The organism is Bradyrhizobium sp. CAR08, from assembly GCF_052871955.1.
On sequence record NZ_JBIXJX010000015.1, the window covers coordinates 119,020 to 139,418 of the forward strand.

17 protein-coding genes and 1 pseudogene are annotated in these 20,399 nt (G+C 63.5%); 8 read left to right on the forward strand and 10 right to left on the reverse strand.

The features are described from left to right. The first annotated feature begins 315 nt into the window (after nucleotides 1-315). Nucleotides 316-1,539, forward strand: a complete 1,224-nt coding sequence (locus ACIPUD_RS28565; RefSeq protein ID WP_018458716.1) for an FAD-dependent oxidoreductase — start codon at nucleotides 316-318, stop codon at nucleotides 1,537-1,539. A gap of 30 nt (nucleotides 1,540-1,569) precedes the next feature. Here ACIPUD_RS28565 and ACIPUD_RS28570 read toward each other — a convergent pair whose 3' ends face one another. Further along, a complete protein-coding gene (locus tag ACIPUD_RS28570) occupies nucleotides 1,570-2,706 on the reverse strand; it encodes a GNAT family N-acetyltransferase (RefSeq protein ID WP_204510800.1) in 1,137 nt (378 codons plus the stop codon). A gap of 1,069 nt (nucleotides 2,707-3,775) precedes the next feature. Here ACIPUD_RS28570 and ACIPUD_RS28575 point away from each other — a divergent pair. Continuing rightward, nucleotides 3,776-4,924 carry an ABC transporter substrate-binding protein gene (locus tag ACIPUD_RS28575; protein WP_085352421.1) on the forward strand — a complete coding sequence of 383 codons (1,149 nt, stop codon included), beginning with the start codon at nucleotides 3,776-3,778 and terminating at the stop codon, nucleotides 4,922-4,924. A 34-nt stretch (nucleotides 4,925-4,958) separates the two neighbouring features. Here ACIPUD_RS28575 and ACIPUD_RS28580 read toward each other — a convergent pair. Then, nucleotides 4,959-5,715: pseudogene (locus ACIPUD_RS28580) on the reverse strand (SDR family NAD(P)-dependent oxidoreductase). 164 nt (nucleotides 5,716-5,879) lie between these two features. Between ACIPUD_RS28580 and ACIPUD_RS28585 the strand changes: the two are divergent. From ACIPUD_RS28585 to ACIPUD_RS28610, 6 genes are read left to right on the forward strand one after another with little or no spacing between them, the layout of a single operon-like run. Further along, nucleotides 5,880-7,139: an extracellular solute-binding protein gene (locus ACIPUD_RS28585; RefSeq protein WP_446481965.1), complete on the forward strand. Its 1,260-nt coding sequence runs from the start codon at nucleotides 5,880-5,882 to the stop codon at nucleotides 7,137-7,139. A gap of 2 nt (nucleotides 7,140-7,141) precedes the next feature. Continuing rightward, a complete protein-coding gene (locus ACIPUD_RS28590) occupies nucleotides 7,142-8,083 on the forward strand; it encodes a carbohydrate ABC transporter permease (RefSeq protein WP_446481994.1) in 942 nt (313 codons plus the stop codon). Then, nucleotides 8,076-8,924, forward strand: a complete 849-nt coding sequence (locus ACIPUD_RS28595) for a carbohydrate ABC transporter permease (RefSeq protein WP_446481966.1) — start codon at nucleotides 8,076-8,078, stop codon at nucleotides 8,922-8,924. The genes ACIPUD_RS28590 and ACIPUD_RS28595 overlap by 8 nt, the downstream gene beginning before the upstream one ends. Nucleotides 8,925-8,946: 22 nt before the next feature. Beyond that, nucleotides 8,947-10,044, forward strand: a complete 1,098-nt coding sequence (locus ACIPUD_RS28600) for a Gfo/Idh/MocA family protein (RefSeq protein ID WP_446481967.1) — start codon at nucleotides 8,947-8,949, stop codon at nucleotides 10,042-10,044. 10 nt (nucleotides 10,045-10,054) lie between these two features. Beyond that, entirely contained in the window at nucleotides 10,055-10,699 is a 645-nt protein-coding gene (locus ACIPUD_RS28605) for a ThuA domain-containing protein (protein WP_247455620.1), read from the forward strand. Next, on the forward strand, nucleotides 10,696-11,745 hold the full coding sequence (locus ACIPUD_RS28610; protein ID WP_085352453.1) for a LacI family DNA-binding transcriptional regulator: 1,050 nt from the start codon (nucleotides 10,696-10,698) through the stop codon (nucleotides 11,743-11,745). The genes ACIPUD_RS28605 and ACIPUD_RS28610 overlap by 4 nt, the downstream gene beginning before the upstream one ends. Before the next feature lie 23 nt (nucleotides 11,746-11,768). Here the strand turns inward: ACIPUD_RS28610 and ACIPUD_RS28615 are convergent, their stop codons facing one another. From ACIPUD_RS28615 to ACIPUD_RS28650, 8 genes are read right to left on the reverse strand one after another with little or no spacing between them, the layout of a single operon-like run. Beyond that, nucleotides 11,769-12,395, reverse strand: a complete 627-nt coding sequence (locus ACIPUD_RS28615) for an FMN-dependent NADH-azoreductase (protein WP_247821460.1) — start codon at nucleotides 12,393-12,395, stop codon at nucleotides 11,769-11,771. Between the two features lie 3 nt (nucleotides 12,396-12,398). Next, nucleotides 12,399-13,973, reverse strand: a complete 1,575-nt coding sequence (locus ACIPUD_RS28620; protein WP_446481968.1) for an isochorismatase family protein — start codon at nucleotides 13,971-13,973, stop codon at nucleotides 12,399-12,401. A gap of 18 nt (nucleotides 13,974-13,991) precedes the next feature. After that, nucleotides 13,992-14,840: an MBL fold metallo-hydrolase gene (locus ACIPUD_RS28625; protein ID WP_007593031.1), complete on the reverse strand. Its 849-nt coding sequence runs from the start codon at nucleotides 14,838-14,840 to the stop codon at nucleotides 13,992-13,994. A 41-nt stretch (nucleotides 14,841-14,881) separates the two neighbouring features. Continuing rightward, entirely contained in the window at nucleotides 14,882-15,766 is an 885-nt protein-coding gene (locus ACIPUD_RS28630) for an amidohydrolase family protein (protein ID WP_085394194.1), read from the reverse strand. Further along, nucleotides 15,763-16,884 (reverse strand): vWA domain-containing protein, encoded by a 1,122-nt coding sequence (locus tag ACIPUD_RS28635; RefSeq protein ID WP_247370691.1) that lies wholly within the window; start codon nucleotides 16,882-16,884, stop codon nucleotides 15,763-15,765. Before ACIPUD_RS28635 ends, ACIPUD_RS28630 begins: the two co-directional genes overlap by 4 nt. Beyond that, nucleotides 16,881-17,762, reverse strand: coding sequence for an AAA family ATPase (locus tag ACIPUD_RS28640; RefSeq protein WP_018458729.1), 882 nt, complete (start codon nucleotides 17,760-17,762; stop codon nucleotides 16,881-16,883). Before ACIPUD_RS28640 ends, ACIPUD_RS28635 begins: the two co-directional genes overlap by 4 nt. 7 nt (nucleotides 17,763-17,769) lie before the next feature. Further along, nucleotides 17,770-18,792 carry a xanthine dehydrogenase family protein molybdopterin-binding subunit gene (locus ACIPUD_RS28645; RefSeq protein WP_085394197.1) on the reverse strand — a complete coding sequence of 341 codons (1,023 nt, stop codon included), beginning with the start codon at nucleotides 18,790-18,792 and terminating at the stop codon, nucleotides 17,770-17,772. 1 nt (nucleotide 18,793) lies between these two features. Further along, nucleotides 18,794-20,395 carry a xanthine dehydrogenase family protein molybdopterin-binding subunit gene (locus ACIPUD_RS28650; protein WP_446481969.1) on the reverse strand — a complete coding sequence of 534 codons (1,602 nt, stop codon included), beginning with the start codon at nucleotides 20,393-20,395 and terminating at the stop codon, nucleotides 18,794-18,796. Nucleotides 20,396-20,399: the final 4 nt, after the last annotated feature.

The following is a 20,399-nucleotide window of genomic DNA, read 5'->3' on the forward strand; positions in this document are numbered from 1 at the left end:
ACGTCGCGGCCATGCCTGTTGCTTCACTATGGAACATCGCTGACCCCATTGTCCCAGATAGAGCAAAGTGCGGCCCGGTCGCGTGGCGACAGAGCGCCGCATCGACGGCCGATGAGGCGAGATGAGCCGTTGGAATGCGGACCGGCTCGGCGGGAATGGCCATCCCGAGCAAGGCGCGTGCCGGATCTCATCGGGCCGGGCAGGTCTCCGCTGCGTTAACCGAGATATCGAGAAATGATCGCGTTTGGTCCTACGATGCGACATCAGGCGAGAGAATTGCACGGGCAACCATCGTTGACCGTGGGAGCCTGGACCATGACGGCGGATAGCAACGTGACCGAGCCGAGCGCTGGATCTGCGACCGCGGCGATCGTCGTCGACATCGCGATCGTCGGCGGCGGCCTTGCGGGCTCGCTCGCGGCGGCCGTGCTCGCGCGGGCAGGGCATCGTGTCGCTCTCGTCGACAAGCGCGCGGTCCATCCGGACGAGTTTCGGGTCGAAAAAATAGGCGGCCGTCAGCTGGAGATGTTGCGCAAGCTGGGCTTCCTCGATGCGCTCGACAACGTGGCCTGTCGATATGATCAGGTGCTCAACATCAGGGAAGGCAAGGTGGTCGATGTCAGCGTCGGCCGGGCTTACGGGCTTCCATATGCCGATCTCGTCGCCATGGCGCGCAGCCAGCTGCCTGATCCGTCCAGCCTCATTGTCGATGAGGTCACTGCGGTCAATTGTCGCGACGATCTCCAACATGTCGAGCTCGCGTCAGGGGGGCGCATAACTGCGCGCCTCGTCGTGCTGGCCACGGGCATGGCGGGCGTGCTCGGCTACAAGCTCGGCATCAAGCGGCGCGTGCTGGCCGAGCGCCATTCGGTTTCGTTCGGCTTCACGATCGCCCGCCGCGACCACGCGCCGTTCGATTTCGAGGCGTTGACCTGTTATGGGGAGCGCACAGCGGACGGCATCGATTATCTCAGCCTGTTTCCCGTGCGTGCCGGCATGCGGGCAAATCTCTTCATGTTCCGAGACCCGACCGATCCGATCATGCGCGAGCTGCGCCGTGAACCGGAGGCGACGGTCTTGCGCTTGCTTCCGGGATTGCGGCCCTACCTTGGCGATTTCCACGTGATCGACCGGGTGCAGAATTGGGTGATGCACCTGTCCGTCGTGGAAGGACATCTCCAGCCCGGAGTCGTGCTCATCGGTGATGCGTTCCAAACGAATTGTCCGGCCGCCGGCACGGGCGTCGCCCGTCTGCTGGTCGACGTCGAGCGCCTCTGCACCGAATATGCGCCGCGTTGGCTCGGGACCGAGGGCATGGGCCGGGAGAAGATTTCTGAATTCTATTCCGATCCCGACAAGGTCGCGGCGGACCAGCAGTCACTGAAGATGGCGCGCTTCCGGCAGGCCCTGACGTCCCGCAACGATATTGGCTGGGACGTGCGGCGGCGGCTGCACTTCCTGCGACGCAGTATCACCCACCGGCTCGATCAGATGCGGCCCGGCTGGCTCGCGCAGGTTCGAAGCGCGCTACGCGCCTGAGAGCGGCACCCGGTCGGCCCCTCGCACCGGTCAGCGCGTCGGCGTTGAGGTCCGGGTCGGCAGGAACCTGAACTCCGACATCCGCTTGGCGGCCAGCTTGAGCCAAGGCGCCTGTTTCAGTGCGAACAAGGAGATGGCGCCCGTGGTGCTGCCCGCCTGCGTGACCGTCCACATCGGTGAAGGCTGAGCGCCGAACTGCTTCTTGTAGGGTTCGTCGCCGATGGTGAAATCGAGCATCTGATCCCCGCGCTCGATGCAATCCTTCGCCACCTGCTCGAACATCAGCGCGCCCAAGGACTGGCTTTTGTATCCGGCAATGTCGAAGGCGCCCATGATCACGAGGAAGCTGCCGTGATGGCTGAGTCCGAGCACGGCTGCGATGACCTCGCCGTTCATCTTCATCGCATAGAGCCGGACAAAGGAGCCGAGGCCGCGCTGCGCCACGTCGGAATAGAAGCCGTAATATTCGGGGCGCTGGAGCAGATCTCCGTCGCCGTGTGCCTGAAAGCGCGGCCCGCGAAATTTCTTCATCACGTCCAGCACCTCCAAGACAGCGGCACTGTCGCGGCAGCATGAAAAACTCAAGTCCCCCTTCTTCTGGAGCTGCCGGGCTTTCTTTGCGAGCTCCTTCTGGTAGGAACGGTCCAGCGCACTGGCGCGCCATTGCTCGAACGGCGCGACCAGAACGGTCGCATAGGCATTGGTGTCCATCGCTATGCGGCGGGGCGCAGCCAGCAGGTTCTCGATCGGAAGCCGTCCATCCGGCAGCTTGGTCATCCGGAGCAGATCGAACGGGCGGACGAGGCACCGGATTTCTGCGCAGGCACTCTCGTCCTTGAGCAGCTCGGAAAATACCTGCGGGCTGCATACGGGCGCGAGGTAGTCGGAAACGCGGAGGTCGGCGAATTCGACGGTCCGTATCGGGCCGCGCCGGATCCGCAGCAAGGGCAACACCATCGCAAGGGCGCCCGTCGCGCGGTGGCGGACCACGACAACCAGAGGAGTTGCGCCCACATGAGACGCGAGCCTGGTGTAGAGGGTGTCGAGCCAGAGCGGATGCTGGAACGCGGTGGCGGCCGAGTTGTCGAACAGCTCCGCGTAGTCCGGCGACAGGAAGTCGAATCCCTGCTCGATGGCGATGTCGAATGTGTTGCTAGGTCTGTTCATACGCAACCAAGAAAGCAGATGGCTCGGGACGATTGATGGAGCCGGATCTACGCTCTATAGCAGGGTCGTTACGGGGGAGACACCGGCGGCGTATGATTTGCATTAATCCTTCGAGCGAGGCGCGTATGGTTACCAAACCGCTAATTCCTCATCGAGCGGCCTCGCAGCCGAAACAGCCACGACCGCGGTCACCCCCCCCTCGTCAGAAATATTCCACTTTACCGAAATTCGGTTTTAGCGTATGTGTCGTCCATCCCGGCTCATCCTTGAGGGCGATCTTGTGGTCGTCATGTTCGCGAGCCGGGCTTGCGGTGGACGCGGCAGCGTTCGGGTGCGAGAGGCCAAGGGCAGGGCGGATTGCTCTCCGTGAGCCCAAGGCTGCGTTCCGACGAGCGGCGCTGCTAGGCTTCGTCTCGTCTGTAAGTTTCCGGCTCCGTCGACAGGGCTGGGAAAACTGCGGCGAAATGGCGAGCCGTGCGTACGGCAAAACCGTGTGGTCCTGGCCGTCGTTGCTACGGTCAAGCCCTGGCGAATGCGGCATCTGCGTCAACCGGCGCGGGTGCCGGTGACTTTCGTTGGGGCGAGGGAGGCCAAAGAGAACTCGGCTCCCGGGAGAGCACGGCATAAGCCGTCCAACCATCGCGCAGGGAAGGCCGAGTGATTGGCTACACCTGTATGCTGCTGTGCGGTTTTCCTGCGTGTGCTTTTCGCGCAGCGGACCGCGGGTGCCAGCCGGCACCCGGCCTTCCCTGCGCCCTCTTGGATAAAGGGGCGGAATGACCAAGCAAAGCTCGGGCGAAATGCGCCGCGAGAACGCGAAGGCGTGTCCGTCTACCTCGAGATTCCGGTTCGAGCACCGATGTCTTGTCCCTAACGCTAGGGACAGACACGTTGCCGCGATCCGCTTAGCATGATCCGCCCGCTTGCTCGGGACCGCAGGAGGGAACGCGTATGTCGGACGACGTGCCTTCTGGGCAGCGTCGGTGCGTCCCGGAGAGCAGTGCAAGCTCGAGCCGGGGCGCCCGATGCAGCCGGCGGAGTCATCAAAGCGGACAGGGAGGAACGGGACATGAAGATCGGTTTCGCGCGAGCCTCGCTTCTTGTGGCATGCGTCCTTTTTGGAAATGCTGCTCACGCGGACATCAAAATTGGAATTGTGATTTCGGCAAGCGGCCCGGGATCCGCTCTGGGACAGCCGCAGCTCAAGACGGTTGCAGCTCTTCCGAAAGAGATCGGTGGAGAGAAGGTGACCTATATCGTCCTGGACGACGAGTCGGATTCGACCAAAGGGGTCCAGAACGCACGCCGGCTGGTGATCCAGGATAAGGTCGACGTGCTGGTCGGCTCCTCTCTGACCCCGGTGACCATGCCGATGCTGGATGTCGCGCTCGAATCGAAGACGCCGCTGCTGTCGCTCGCTGCCGCTACGGCCATCGTTCAACCGATGGATGAGAAGCGTGCCTGGGCTTTCAAGGTCGTTCCCAATGACGACCTCATGGCGGCCGCCATCCTCAAGCATATCGCGACATCAGGCGTGAAGACGCTCGGCTATATCGGCGTTTCGGATGGCTACGGCGAGGGCTACTACAAGGAGGTGAGCCGCCTCGCGCCTGCGTTGGGGCTGACCGTGACCACACATGAGGTCTACGCGCGCGCCGACACCAGCGTCACCGGTCAGGCGCTGAAGGTGATGTCGACCAATCCCGATGCCGTCTTCATCGCGTCCGCAGGAACTCCGGCCGTCCTGCCCCAGCAGGCGCTCCGCGAGCGCGGATACGCCGGGAAGATATTTCAGACACACGGCGTGGCCAGTGAGGAGTTCATCAAGCTCGGCGGCGCGAACGTCGAAGGTGCGGTATTCGCGGGCGAAGCTTTTACCATTGCCGCCGATCTTCCCGCAGGAGATCCGTTCCGTCGTTCGACGGAGGAGTTCGTGACCGCGTATGAAGCGGCCAACGGACAAAAGCCCAACATGTTCGCTGCTCACCTCTGGGATGTCGTGGCACTGATCGGAAAAGCTGCACCGGATGCGCTGAAGACGGCAAAGCCTGGCACAATCGAATTTCGCGCGGCGCTGCGGGACGCACTCGAGCGTGGGCAGAACATCTATCTCAACAATGGGCTGTCGAACATGAGCAAGGCCGATCACAACGGCTATGATGAGCGCTCGGCCTTTCTCATCAAGGTCGAAGGCGGGAAGTTCCGCCTGGCAAAGTAGCGGCGCGCCGATGCACGATCTGGTCTGGTCCGCCTCAGACCCAGCCGCCATCGACGATGTAGTGCTGGGCTGTGCAGGCAGAAGCCTCGTCGGAAGCGAGGAAGATGGTGAACTTCGCGACCTCGTCGGGCATGAGCTTGCGCTTCAGGCATTGTCGTTGCATGAGCTCGACCTCGCCCTGGGGTGTCATCCATTTATCGAGCTGGCGCTCAGTCATGATCCATCCCGGCGCTATCGCGTTCACGCGGATATTGTAGGCGCCGTAATCGCGCGCCAGAGAGCGTGTGAGACCGATCACACCCGATTTGCTGGCGGTGTAGGCGGCCATGCCGCCTTGTCCGGCGATCCACGATACCGAGCCGAAATTGATGATAGCGCCGGCGTTCGCCGCCTTCATGTCCGGCAACACGGCCTGCGCAGCAAAGAACTGGTGCTTCAAGTTGACCCCGATGCGGTCGTCCCAATATTCCGGTGTCATTTCCTCGGTGCTGTGCCGCTCGTCATGCGCGGCATTGTTGACGAGGATGTTGATCGCGCCGCGCACATTGCGCGCCTCCGCGACACCGGCACGTAACGCGGCAATATCGGTCAAGTCGACACGCATGAAACGCGCGCTAAGACCTTGATCCGAGAGCTCGCGTGCCAGCGATTGGCCCGCGTCGACATTGATGTCGAAGAACACGACATTGGATTTCTGCTGTGCGAAGCGCCGCACGATCGCAGCGCCAATTCGATGCGCCTCCGGTGACGAGAACGACCTTGCCGGCGAGGTCGGAATAAACGGCAGCCATGGATATCCCTCGATTTGCGTTGGGGGCAGCGCGACGCGGCCCGACTCTCCCGCTCATCTTAGCGACCTCCCTCGTGAGGTGCATAGGTCAGAATTTCAGTTGCGTACCTCAAAAATCGAAGGCAGGATTGCATCAAAGAATAAGAGCCCTCTGGGAGGAATGTGATGAGACTGCTCGGGAAACTGGGACTAGCCGTTGTCGCATGCCTGTTCGGAGCGAAACTCGCTGCGGCCGAAACGACGGTCAAGTGGCTGCACATCGAGGCCAACCCGGCCCAGGTCAAAATCTGGGAGGAGGTTGCGCGCGCCTATGAGGGGTCGCATCCCGGCGTCAAGGTCGAGATGCAGTTCCTCGAGAACGAGGCCTACAAGGCCAAGCTGCCGACCATCCTGCAATCCAAAGACCGGCCCAACATCATCTACAGCTGGGCCGGCGGTGTCCTGAAGACGCAGATCGAGGCCGGTGTGCTCGACGACATCACCGATTCTGTGAAGGGCTACAGCGACAGTCTCACACCGGCGGCGCTCGCCGCCTTCACCAGCAACGGCCGTGTTTATGGTCTGCCCACGGCGCTCTCGCAGGTCGGCTTCCTCTGCAACAAGGAGCTGATGGCCAAGGCGAAGGTCGACCCTGCCGGGATCAAGAGCTGGGACGATCTGCTTGCTGCCGTGAAGACGTTGAAATCCGCCGGCGTGACCCCGATCGTGGTCGGCGGAGCCGACAAATGGCCACTGCACTTCTACTGGACGCATCTTGCTGTGCGCATCGGCGGCAAGGCGGCGTTCGATGCGGCGCTGCGTGGCGAGAACGGCGGCTTTGCCGGGGAAACCTTCCAGAAATCCGGCGAGCTGTTCAAGCAACTCGTGGATCTCCAACCGTTCCAGAATGGCTTCCTGGGTTTCAAGAACCCGCAGGCGGTCGGCTATTTCGGCGACGGCAAGGCGGCGATGACGCTCGCGATCAGCACGGTCTATCATTTGCAGCGCGCTCTCGCCGCCGACAAGATCGGATTGACCGAGGACAAGATGTGCTGGTTCGACTTCCCTGTCGTGACCGGCGGCAAGGGCGCGCCGACCGATACGCTCGGGGGCATCACCGGTTGGCTGATTACGAAAGGCTCGCCGAAGGAGGCTGTCGATTTCCTGAAATACTTCGTCTCCAAAGAGGTGCAGACGCGGCTTGCCGCGGGCAACTTCATCATCCCGGTGGTGCAGAGTGCGGATGTCGGCCTCAACAACGCCTTCATGAAGCTGATCGCCGCCAATCTGGCGAAGTCGAACTACCACCAGAACTTCTATGACCAGAGCCTGGGTCCGTCGGTGGGCCGCGTCGTCAACGACGTCACCGCCGAGATCGCCGGCGGCAGCATGAGCCCGCAAGAGGCCGCCAAGGCGATCGAGGCGGCTTGGAAACAGGGCAACTGACGGTGACGCGGCGGACCGCGAGCGTGTCGGCGATCGGCGCTGCTGGCGAGATGATACCGCAGGTCACGGTCCGTGGCCCGAGTTGGGACGGCAGGCTGACGGTGCTCATCCTGTTCCTGCCGCCGGCGCTGCTGTTGTTCACGTTGTTCGTTGTGCTGCCGATCGGCGAAGCAGCTTGGTACTCGGGCTTCAATTGGAACGGATTCGGCAGGCCGACCAACTGGATTGGCCTGGACAATTACCGCTTTGTGCTGGAGACCCGCGCCTTCTGGCTCGCTCTGCGCAACAACGGCCTGATCATCGCTGTTTCGCTCGCCATCCAGCTGCCGCTTGCGCTCACCCTGGCCTTGATGCTCGCCGAACGCTTTCGAGGGGCGGTGGCGCTGCGCATGCTGTTCTTCATGCCCTATATCCTGGCGGAGATCGCAACCGGGCTGATCTTCAGCTTCGTCTATGATGGCGACTACGGCCTTGTGGCCTCGATCTGGCGCAGCTTCGGCGCCGAGCCGCCGCATCTGCTTGCATCGACGGATACGGCCATGCTGGCGGTGCTGATCGTGGTCGTCTGGAAGTACTTTGGCTTCCACATGATGCTATTCATCGCAGCGCTCCAGGGCCTCGACAAGAGCCTGGTCGAGGCGGCGCGTATCGACGGCGCGACCCGATCGCAAGCCTTGCGACATGTGGTCATCCCCTTGCTCTATCCGACGATCCGGCTCTCCGTGTTCTTCGCCATCGTCGGCTCGTTGCAGCTGTTCGATCTCGTCATGCCCCTGACGCGCGGCGGGCCCGCGGACGCCTCGAACACGATGGTGAGCTTTCTTTACAACAATGGCATCTCGCGCATGCGGGTCGGCTACGGCAGTGCCATCGGCGTCATTCTGTTTGCGATCTGCGTGACCTTTGCCTTCACGTACAAGCGATGGTTCATGCGCGATGAGTAACGTCAGGACCATCCGAGCGCCGTTCGATCCCTCAGTATTGTTCAAGCTGGTGTTCCTGGCCGTTGTTGCCATCATCGTAATGGTGCCGCTGCTCGCGACCTTGTTCGGTGGTTTCAAGTCGCTCGGCGAACTGCGCGTCAATCCGTTCGGCCTGCCACGTCACTGGGAGTGGCAGAACTATGCCGACATCCTGTTCTCGGCACGCTACTGGCAGCTCTTGCGCAACTCGCTGATCATCTCGACCCTCACGGTAGCCTTGACCCTGATCGTCGCCTCGATGGCGGCGTTCACCTTCGCCCATATCAGGTTCTACGGCAGCTCGATGCTGCTGAGCTACCTGACGCTGGGCCTGCTGTTTCCGGCCGCGACGGCGGTGCTGCCGCTCTTCATCAAGGTACGCGATCTCGGGCTGCTCGATACATATTTTGGCGTTGCCCTGCCGCAGACGGCCTTCAGTCTTGCGATGAGCGTGTTGCTGCTGCGGCGCTTCTTCAAGGACATCCCGTACGAACTGCTGGAGGCCGCGCTGGTCGACGGCTGCAGCTATATCAAATTCTTCCGCTATGTGACCTTGCCTTTGTCCCGGCCGATCCTGGCGACCGTCGGTACCATCACTTTCGTTAACAGCTGGAACGCCTATCTGCTGCCGCTGGTGATGCTCAACACCGACGCGCTCTATCCCTGGCCGCTCGGTATCATGGTTTATCAGGGCGAGTATTCGTCCGAGTGGCATCTGATCCTGGCCTTCATCACCTTGACCATCCTGCCGACGATCATTCTCTTCCTCCTGGCGCAGAAACACATCGTCGCGGGTCTCACCGCCGGCGCGGTCAAGGGATGAACGGCACCTCACGGAGATCACAATGAGAAAAGTCGGCATCGGCATCATCGGCTGCGGCAATATCAGCACCGCTTATCTGAAGGCGGCCCAGCGCTTCCCCGTTATGGAAATCAAGGCGCTCGCCGATATGCGCAGCGATGCAGCAGAGCGGCAGGGCGCCGCCTTCGGGTTGCCGGCGCTGCGGATTGATCAGCTGCTCAAGCGAGACGACGTTGAGATCGTCATCAATCTCACCGTGCCACTCGCCCACACCGACGTCAGTCTCGCAGTGCTGAACGCCGGCAAGCACGTTCATTCCGAGAAGCCGCTCGGCATCAACGTCACGGAAGCGCGCAAGGTGATGGAGCTCGCTGCGCAGAAGAGTCTTCGCGTCGGTTGCGCACCCGATACGTTCCTTGGCGGTGGGCACCAGACCGCGCGCAAGCTGATCGACGATGGCGCGATCGGCACGCCCGTGGCCGGCAGCGCCTTCTTCGGCTGCCCCGGCCACGAGCGCTGGCATCCGGCGCCGGGTTTCTATTATTTGCGCGGCGGCGGGCCTATGCTTGACATGGGCCCGTACTACATCACCGATCTCGTGCAGCTGCTCGGCCCCGTGGCGAGCGTGATGGGTTCGACCGCGCGCCCGAAATCCGAACGGCTGGTCACCAGCCAGCCGATGAACGGAACGCTGATCCCGGTCGAAGTTGCGACCCATGTCGCCGGCACGCTCGAATTCGAGAGCGGGGCGATCGTCTCGATCGCGATGAGCTTTGACGTGCCCAAGCACCGGCACGCGCCAATCGAGATTTATGGCGACAAGGGCAGCATGCTGGTGCCGGACCCGAACCGCTTCGGCGGCGAGGTGCAGGTCGCCAAGGCTGGCGGCGACTGGGAGCCGGTCCCGCTGACCCACGGTCATGTCGATGGCGAGTTCCGTTCCATTGGCGCCGCCGATATGGCCTCCGCGATACTGAGCAACCGGCCGCATCGTGCGAGCGGCGCGCTCGCTTTCCACGTGCTGGAGGTGATGGAGGCGTTCCAGATCTCTGCCGACGAAGGCCGGCGCGTCAAGATCGAGAGCCGCGTCGAGCGGCCGGCGATGCTGCCGGCCGGGCGCGAAACCGGACAGATCGACTGAGGGAATGACCATGCGCAAGGCATTAATTGTATGGGGCGGCTGGCCGGGACACGATCCCGATCTCTGCGCTTCGATGATCCGCGGCTGGCTGAAGGCTGAAGGCTTCGAGGTGCGGATCGAAACCACCACCGCCGCGTTCGCCGATCCCGCGATTCACGACCTGTCACTGATCATCCCGATCTACACCATGTCGAAGATCGAGAAGGCGGAAGTGCTCAATCTCTGCGCTGCGGTCCGAAGCGGCGTCGGGCTCGCCGGCCATCATGGCGGCATGGGCGACGCGTTCCGCGATTCCGTCGACTACCAGTTCCTGTGCGGCGGGCAGTGGGTTGCGCATCCCGGCAACATCATCGACTACAAGGTCGACTTGACGAAACCGGATGATCCCATCATGAAGGGCGTGAAGAGTTTCGAGCATCGTTCCGAGCAGTACTACATGCATGTCGACCCCGCCAACGAGGTGTTGGCGACGACGACCTTCACCGGCGAGCACGCGCCCTGGATCGAGGGCGTGGTAATGCCCGTGGTCTGGAAGAAGCGATACGGCGCGGGCAGGGTGTTCTATTCCTCGCTCGGCCACCGCGCTTACGAACTCGACGTACCGGAAATCCGAACGTTGATGACCCGCGGCATGCTGTGGGCGGCGCGCGAATGAATGCTGGTGCGAGCCAGCCGGTGATTCGTGCCACGCTTGAGGACGTTGCGCGCACGGCGGGTGTTTCGCTCGCCACGGTCGACCGCGTCGTCAACCGGCGCGAGGGCGTGCGCGCCAAGACCGTCGCGCGGGTCGAGGCCGCGGTGGCAAAACTCGGCTATCGAGCCGACGTCGCGGCCGCGCGGCTTGCCCGCGGGCAGACGTTCCGCTTTGCCTTTGTGCTGCCGACGGGCAGCAACAGCTTCATGACCAACCTGACCGAGCAGGTCCAGCGCACCGCAGACTGGCTCGCCGGCCAGCGCGGCTTCATTGATATCCTGCGTGTCGACGTGTTCGATCCGGACGTACTCGCCGCCGCGCTGGAAAATCTCTCGCCTGCCTATCAGGGCGTCGCCGTGATCGCGCTCGACCATCCCAGGGTGCGCGCCGCGATCGACGAACTCACTGCGCGCGGGGTCGCTGTGGTGACCCTCGTGTCGGACGCGCCGAGCTCGCGCCGGCTGCACTATGTCGGCATCGACAACCCGGCGGCAGGCCGCACCGCTGCAACGCTGATGGGACGGTTCCTCACTGGTCGCAAGGGGACGGTGGCCGTCATCGCGGGATCGTTGTCGCTGCGCGATCACACCGAGCGGCAGTTCGGCTTCCACCAGATCCTGTCCAGCGAGTATCCGAACCTGCACGCGCTGCCCGTGATCGAGGGCCGCGACGACAGCGAGCGCACCCGGGAGCTCACTGCGGCACTGCTCGCGCGCCAGCCCGATCTGCGCGGCATATACTGCTGCGGCGCCGGGAACCGTGGCATCGCCGACGCGCTCGAGGCCTCGGGACGGGCGCGCGAGGTGGTCTGGATTGCCCATGAGCTGACCCAATACACGCGGCGTTTCCTGGTCCGCGGCACGCTCGATGCCATCATCAACCAGGATCCCGGCCACGAGGCACGGTCTGCGGCGCGAGTCCTGCTCGCGCATTGTTCGGGTGAGCCGATCAGCCCCGACCAGGAGCGCATCCGCATCGACATTTTTCTGCGGGACAATCTGCCGTAGCCTCGACTGACCTGCGGGGCGCATCAGAAGCTCTCGGCCATTGCGGCCAGGCGTCGATGGGCTCGTTCGCGAGCCACCTCAATGGGCTGTTGCGGTCCGGTGGTTGGTCCGATCGGAATGAAACGGACATTGTTGATACCGACAAAACGCAAAATTTCGCGCAGGTAAGGCGCTGCCATGTCGATGCGCCCGCGATTCATTCCGGTGGCGAAATCGCTGCCACTGGCAATGATGACGATGGTCGGCCGGTCCTTCAGCAACGGGATATACCCCAGCGACGGATCGAACCGAAAGGTGAGCCCGGGCTGGACGATGATGTCGAACCATTGCTTGAGCTTATAGGGAATGCCGAAGTTCCACATCGGCGTCGAAATCAGCACCCGCTCGGCGAGCGCTAAGCGCACCGCCATCCGCTCGGCTTCCGCGAAGCTGTCCCGCTGCGCGTCGTTGAAGGCCTGCGCCTTCATCCGTGCATATTTGGCTTCGACAATGGGGCCTGAAAATTCCGGCAAGCGCTCGCGCCAGAGATCCATAACGTCCACGTCCCAGTCGGGCCGAGCTCGGCGAAAGCCGTCGAGGAAAACGCGTGCGCCGGCGCCTGACCAGGAGTCGCCGCGGGGCGAGCAAGACAGGTGCAGGAGCTTCGCCACCGCTCATCCCAGCGCTTTGATGACCGCATCGGCCTTGGTCACGACGGCGACGTTCTGCATGGCGAAATCGATCGACGCGGCGTGCCAATCGGCGTTCATGGTCGAGCAGCAATCCTCGGGAACGATCATGAAGTAGCCCTTGTCGGCACCGGTCCGCGCCGTGTGCTCGACCGACATGTTGGTCCAGGCGCCGGTGTTGATGATCATGTCGCGGCCGGTGGCTTTCAGGATCGTTTCGAGCCTCGTGCCTTCCCAGGCGCTCATTCGTACCTTCTCGACCACGAAATCGCCGGGCCGTGGTTCGAGACCTGACACCGGTGCCGCCCCCCAGCTTCCGCGCACCATCGCCTTGCTGTCGACGAGACCCTCGAACAGCGGCGCATTCAGCGTCACGCCGGGCGCGCCGGGCTCGACGACGAACCAGACATGAATGATGGCCACGCCTCGCGCCCGCGCCGTTTCGGCTAGGCGGCGGACATTCTCGACGACGCGCTGCTGCTTCGCGTGACCTGGCGCGCCGGAATCGGCAAAGGCGCCGCCATCCATGATGACGTCGTTCTGGAGATCCTGGATGATCATGGCGCAGCGTCGCGGGTCGAGCTGCATTTCGCCGTCGGCAAGGATGGGGGCAGCGGAAGCAGAGCCCGCGGCCGCAGTGCCGCTGCCTCGCTTGCCGCTCATATAGGGCTCGTGGCGCGGTCCGACCCTGGTGGGAATTGCATAGACCGAGTGCGTCGAAGTCAGGTACAGCGTGCGGAAATCCGGCCCGCCCCAGGTAAGGTTGGCGACGAGTTCGGGCAGGCGGAGCTTGCCGAGCAGCTCGCTCCGCGGCGAATAGACCCAGACCCCGCCGGGTGCCGTAACCCAGACGTTGCCGTGCTGGTCGCACTTCATGCCGTCGGGCAAGCCGGGCTCGAGCTCGGAGCGGATGCCGCTCGCGAACACCCGCGCGGTCGACAGGGAACCGTCAGAATTGACATCAAACACGCGGATGAGTGCCTGCACGGTGTCGTTGACATAGAGCAGTTTCTCGTCGGGCGAGAAGCACAGCCCGTTCGGCTGGTCGAACAGATTGCGGTCCACGACGAGCTTCGGGTCGGCGCCGGGCACGACGCGATAGACGCCTTGGAAACCGAGCTGCCTCGGCCGCTCGACGCCATAGACCGGCATGCGGCCATACCAGGGGTCCGAGAAATAGATCGCGCCGGAGGAGTGCACGCAGACGTCGTTGGGGCTGTTGAGCTCCTGTCCCCCAAAGTGCGAGGCCAGCACCTCGCGCCGTCCGTCCGGCCGCTCGCGGATCAACGACGATGTCGCGTGCTCGCAAACGATCAAATTGAGCTCGGCGTCATAGGTCATGCCGTTGCATTTGTTCGAGGGACGCTTGACCTCGGCGACGCCGCGCCGCGCATCCCAGCGCCGGCGCACGTCGCCCGGCATGTCTGAGAACAGCAGATAATGATCCACCGGATGCCAGATCGGTCCTTCCGTAAAGTCAAAACCGGTGCCGATTTGCGCGACTGGTGCGTAGGGATCGATCAGGGTCTCGAATTCGGAGCGCAAGGTGACGTGGGTCATCGGTCGATCCTCTGGCGTCTAGGCCGGAAACCAGTTGCGCTGGGGCAGAGACTGCACGACCGGCCCAGGCACCTGGTCGTGCAGCCGGCCGACGACGTTGCCGCCTTCGATCTTGGCGGGGCGGTCGTGGACCGGCAGCAGATAGCGCGAATTGCTGAGCAGCTTTTTGATGGCGGCCTTCTCGGCCCGCTTGGTGGTGCCGTGGTTGCCAGTGGTGCGCGGCTCCCAGTCGTGGATCTCGTTGAAGGGCGTCACGATCTGGTCGTTGAAATCATAGATGACGTCGCCGCAGATGGTGGCGATGCCGTCGGCCGTTTCGACGATGATATTCATCGATCCCTCGGTATGCGCATTCGCGGCGTCGCAGTAGACACCCGGCATCAACTCGATGGGACCTGTGATCTCGAGGTCGAGAAAGCGCAGCGCACTCTTGGTGTGCAGACGGTCGATCAGATGCTTGATATCCGGTGCCGGATATTGCGGATGCATCAGGCCGGACACAGAATATTCAAGCTCCCGACGGTTGAGGACGACGGTCGTGTTCATCGGAAACAGATCGTCCTTGCCGGCGTGGTCGATGTGCAGATGGGTGTGGCAGACGAAACGCACATCGCCCATCCGCACGCCGTGCCGCGCAAGCTGGTTCTCGATCATGTGCTCGTGATACTGCAGGCCGCGCATCCCCAGCGTTTCCATGATCTGGTTGGAACGGTAACCGGTGTCTACCACGACCGGATACTTGCCGCCGAGGATCAGGAAACCGAGGGTGAGGACGCGGCGGGTGCGGCCGCAATCGCGGCCGAGAACCAAAAAGCTCGATTCCAGCTCAATATCGCCATAGTCCAAAATCTTGATCTCCAGCGGCATTCCGTCCCTCCCTGTGTCCGTTCTCGTTGTTTCCTCGGCGCTCAGAGCCGATAGACGCGCATAGCGGTGGTCTTGAAAATGGCTTCGCGTTGATCATCGCGTAGCGGCGCCGCGGCGGCACGGAATGCATCGATCAACGCGCGATAGCTGGTCCACAATTTCTCGATCGGAAAATTCGAGCCGAACAGGCAGCGTTCGGCGCCGAAGATCGCAATCGTATCGGTCAGGACGGATGCGATATGCGCGGGGTCGTTGCGGTGGATGAAGGTTCCGAGCCCCGATAGTTTCGACACGACGTTCGGGCATGCGGCGAGGCGGGCCATCCCGGCGCGCCACGCGGCGCGGCCTGCCGGTGAAAGGTCCTCCAGCATGCCGGCGTGCTGGAGGATAAAGGTCACCTTAGGGCAGGATTCCGCAAGGCGCGCAGCGTCAGGCATCTGTGGCGTGAACACCTGAAGGTCAAAGCTCCAGCCATAATCCGCAAGGCGGGCGATATTGCGCTGGATCACGGGATCGGTGCAAAGGTCCGGCCGCGCGGCAAAGCGATAAAGCGGGTTCTCGTGCCAATGCAGTTGCATGCGAACGCCGCGTACGAGGGCATAACGCTTCAGGCGGTCGAGCTGTGGACGCACGTCGTCCACCGAAAAGTCGGCGTAAGCTACGATGGCATGCGGCCAGCCGTGCTCCTCGGCGGTCTGCTGCACCCAAGCGGCCTCGTCCTCGAAGCGGTCATTGGCCCAGTTGGTCTGGACATAGACCGACCGGGTAACGCCGCTGCCCTCGATGTCGCCGAGATATTCCTCGATCGGGTAATCGCGCCGGATCGGCTCGTACGGACCGAAGATGCGCGGCTGCATCGGACCCACCAGCCAGGGCAGGTCGGTCTGGCGCCAGATATGATGGTGCCCATCGACGACGTCGGTCACGCAACTCTCCTTTGTCCCAGCGCCAGCACATGCGCGACGATCGACGCGCTCGAGCCACCATCGACGAGGTCGTCGACGAAGCGTTCGATCGCGACCAGCGCTTCGGTCTGCGGGCGAAAGTCGGGACCAGCCGCGAGCGGTGTCAGCCAGCTCACGCGCCACGCACGGCGCGATAGTTTCGCGACCGCATCGCGCAGCGCATCGGGTTCGCCCCGTTCCAGGCCGTCGGAAACGATGATCACGGCAGCGCCCCGCGCGTATCCACCGAAGCGGGGCACGGCGAGAAACGCCTGAAGCGCATCGCCGATTCGGGTGCCGCCGTCCCAGTCGCTGACCGCATGGGCCGCCGCCCTGAGCGCCTGCTCTCGGCGTTTGAGTCGCAACGGGCGGGTGATGCGGGTCAGCCGCGTGCCGAAGGTGAAGACCTCGACGCTGGGCGCCGCCTGCACCAACGTGTGCGCGAACTTCATATTCTCTTCGGTGCGGGTCTTCATCGAGCCGGAGACGTCAATCAGAAGCAACATCTTGCGTGGGCGCTGCCGCCGCTTCAAACGCCCCAGCCGGAGAATTTCGCCATCGCTGCGAACGGAGTCGCGCAGGGTGCGGCGCAAATCCGCGTAGGGTCCGCTGCGAGCCCGCATGCGGCGATGGCCGCGCCGCTTCGGCAGGCGCCTCGGCGCCTCGCGGGACAGCCGGCGCAGCGCATCGGTGGTCGAGAGCTGCGCAAAGCGGCGCTCGACCAGGGCTTCGGCGCGCGCAGCTGCGAGACCGGACTCGTTGGCCTCGTCCGACAACAGCGGCTCGTCGTTTCCACGGGCCTCCTCTTGCAGCCGAACAGTCTCGTCGTCCTCACCGTCATCGACGCGCTCGATTGCCTCGTTTCCGCGAAAGTGCAGATCGAACAGCCGGTCGAACGTTGCGCGACGCTCCGGTGGAGGAGCCAGTGTTGCGAGGGCTGCCTGCCGAATGTCCTCCAGGCTGCGGGGACCGAGCAACTGGATTGCGGCCAGGAACGACGTCGTCTGTTCCGGTGCGACGGCAAATCCGTTCGTTCGCAACAAGCCGACGAACGAGATGAATACACGCGCAGCGCGCGGCAGTTCGGGTTCGGCGCTCATGCAGAGGCCTCCGCCAGCAGGGCATCGAGGCGCGGCGAAATGAAGTGCAGATCCTCCTCGTCTTTCAAGGCAACGCCGATCGAGCGCCTGAAGGCATCAGGCCACCGTGCGCCGCCCTTGTGCAGCAGCGTGGCGGCCTCGGCCCAGTCGACGGCCTCGGCGATCCCGGGCGCCTTGCTGAGTGGTTCGCGTCGCAGCTTCTCGACGGCGGCGACGACGGCCCGCGCGGTCCCCTCGGCGACGCTGGAGGCCCGCATCATCACGATGCGCGCTTCGCGCTCGGCGGAGGGATAGTCAATCCAGTGATAGACGCATCGCCTCCGCAACGCTTCATGAAGATCCCGCGTGCGGTTCGAGGTCAGGACGACAACCGGGCGCTCAGAGGCGCGAACCGTACCGCGCTCCGGAATCGAGATCTGGAAGTCGGACAGGAACTCGAGCAGGAAGGCTTCGAATTCTTGGTCGGCGCGGTCGATTTCGTCGATCAGCAGCACAGTTGAGTCAGGTGCGCGCAGCGTCGCCAGCATCGGTCGCTCGATTAAAAACGTTTCGCCGTAGATGTCGACGCTCTCATCGCCGGCCTGGCGGATTGCGAGCATCTGGCGCGGATAGTTCCATTCGTAGAGTGCGGCAGATGCGTCGATGCCTTCGTAGCATTGCAGGCGGATCAGGCGGCGGCCGAGGACCGCGGCAATGGCTTTGGCGGCCTCGGTCTTGCCGACGCCCGGCGCGCCCTCGAGCAGCAATGGCTTGCCGAGTGCCAGCCCGAGATAGGCTGCGGTCGCCAGCCCCTCGTCGGCAAGGTAATAGGCTGCCCGAAGCGCTTTCTCCAGTGCCTCTGGGCTGTCGATGCCGACGATGTTGCTGCGGACGGCCATCGAGACCTCAGCGCCGCGCCTGAGGGCGCGCGCCGCCCTCGGCCTTGATCGCGCGCAGCACCTTCTCCGGCGTAATCGGCAGATCGTCGATGCGCACGCCGACGGCGTTGAAGATGGCGTTCGCAACGGCCGGCAATACGGGATTCGCGCACATTTCGCCGGGCCCCTTGGCGCCGAAGGGGCCATCGGGAGCGGGGCGTTCCAATACGGCGATGTCGTGCGGGCAGATATCGCCAGGACCGGGCATGACATATTCGACGAAGTCGCGAGGGCCGTGGACCGGGTCGGGATAATAGGGTTCTGGCGTCTCGTAGAGCGCGTGACTGACGCCCATCCAGGCGCCGCCGACGAGCTGTTGCTCGACCAGGCGCGGGTTGAGCGCACGGCCGAGCTCATAGGCAGAATCCATGCGGATCATCGTGACCTCGCCGGTCTCGTCGTCAACCTCGACCTCGGCGACGAGACAGGCATGGGCGTAACAGGTCGCCGGCGACATCTCGCCGGTTTCCGGATCGACATTGGACAGAGGAACCAGGAAGATGCCGCGGCCGGCGATGGTCTTGCCCTGCTTGAACTGCGCGGCGACGGCGACGTCCTTGGTGGAGATCGAGCGGTGCGGCGCGCCCTTGACGTGGATGTTGCCACGTCCGTCGGTTTCGAGATCGGCGGCGTTGACCTCGAGTTCTTCTGCGGCCGCCTCCATCATCACGCCGCGCGCCTCGCGCGCCGCCGCCATCACTGCATTGCCGACGCGATGGGTGCCGCGCGAGGCGAACGAGCCCATGCAATGCGGGCCAGTATCGGAATCGGCGGTATCGACATAGACGTCCTCGACGGGTACGCCGAGCGTCTCTGCGCAAATCTGCCGCGTGACCGACTTCATGCCTTGGCCGAGGTCGATCGAGGACAGCGCTACGGTGAACTTGCCGCTTGGATTGGAATGAACCAGGGCTTGGCTGGGATCGCCGCCGAGGTTCATGCCGATGGGATAGTTGACCGACGCGATGCCGCGTCCGCGATGTCGCGTCATCTCAACGCCTCCTGGTGCCGAACACGGATGAGAATCGGCCCGCCCCATGCGAGGGCGATGTTGGTCGCGGTGGCGACGGCGATGGCGGTGGCGGCGCGGGCGGTGGGGGCTCGCGCGGGGGTTCGCGCGACGCGGCCGTTGGCAGGCGATCATAGCTCGTGCGCTGCTGCGCCGGCGCGGTCGTCCGTGCGTGGATGTCGGCAGGCGTCCGCGGGATGGCAGCGCGGCTGCCGCCTCCGTCTTTGCGGGAGGAGGCGCGCTTGAACTCGTCGCGGATCGGCCATTTGGCTTTCTCGGCCGCGACCTGGACGCACTCGATCAGCGCCGTGTTCTTGGCCTCGCGCCGATGCGCCTTCATGTCGCCGTCGCGATAGGCATTGAGGATGCGGAACTCCATCGGATCCATGCCGACGAGGTTCGCGAGCTTGTCCATCTGGCATTCGATCGCAAAGTCCATGGCGGTGACGCCGAAGCCGCGCATCGCGGTTGCAGGCGTACGGTTGGTGAAGACGCAGTAGACGTCGCCATAGACGTTCGGGATGGTGTAGGGTCCTGGCAGATGGGCTGCGCATTTCACCGCTGCATAACTGGAGAGCCGCGTATATGCGCCGCTGTCGAAATATGCGCGGATCTTTCTCGCGACGACGCGGCCATCGCGCATCACGCCGTCCTTGATGTAGATGCGCTCGGCGCCGCGCGGCGGGCCGTATTGCATCTCTTCTTCGCGTCCGAACACGTAGCGCACGGGACGTCCCGTCAGCATCGCACCCAGGATGCATAACGGTTCGGTCAGCGTGTCGACCTTGCCGCCAAAGCCGCCGCCGACGGTGCCGCCAATGAAATGGAAGGTGTTGGAAGGGACGTCGAGGATCTTGGCGCAGGTGTCGACCGAGAAGAACAGCGCCTGCGTCGACGTATAGACGACATAGCGCCCGTTGGTGTCGGGCGCCGCGATCGACCCATTGGTTTCGGTCGGCGCGTGCTCGATTGGTGACATCTGGTAGCGTTGTTCAAGCACGTGATCGGCGGTCGCGAGTGCGGCATCGGCATCGCCGAAGCGGAGCTTTTGGTGGTCGTATGTGTCGTGATAAATGAAGGCATTCTTCGGATAGGTATCGTTGACGACGGGCGCGCCGGCCTTCAGCGCATCTTCCACGTCGAACACGGTTGGCAACGGCTCATAGTCGATCCGCACCTTTGCGATCGCCTCGAACGCCTCGCGCTCGCTGTCGGCGACGATGGCCAGGATCGGCTCACCCTTGTAGCGGACCTTGTCGACGGCCAGCGATGGTTCGTCGTCCTTGCCGAAATTGATCAGGCTCAAAAGTGTGTTGAGGTTGCGGGGCACGTCGGAGCCGCGGATGATCCGGCGCACGCCGGCTGAGCGCTCGGCGTCCGCGGTATCGATCCGCCGGATCCTTGCATGCGAATGGGTCGAGCGAACGACTTTCAGGTGCAGCATGCCCTGGAGCTTGTGGTCGTTGAAATAGCTCGAGGTGCCCGTGACATGGCCGAGCATGTCCTGGCGCTGTGTGCCCTTGCCGATCTCGTTGAGATTATCGTCGCGCTCGTCGGCGAAGATGTCCTTGCGTAGTTCCAGCATGATC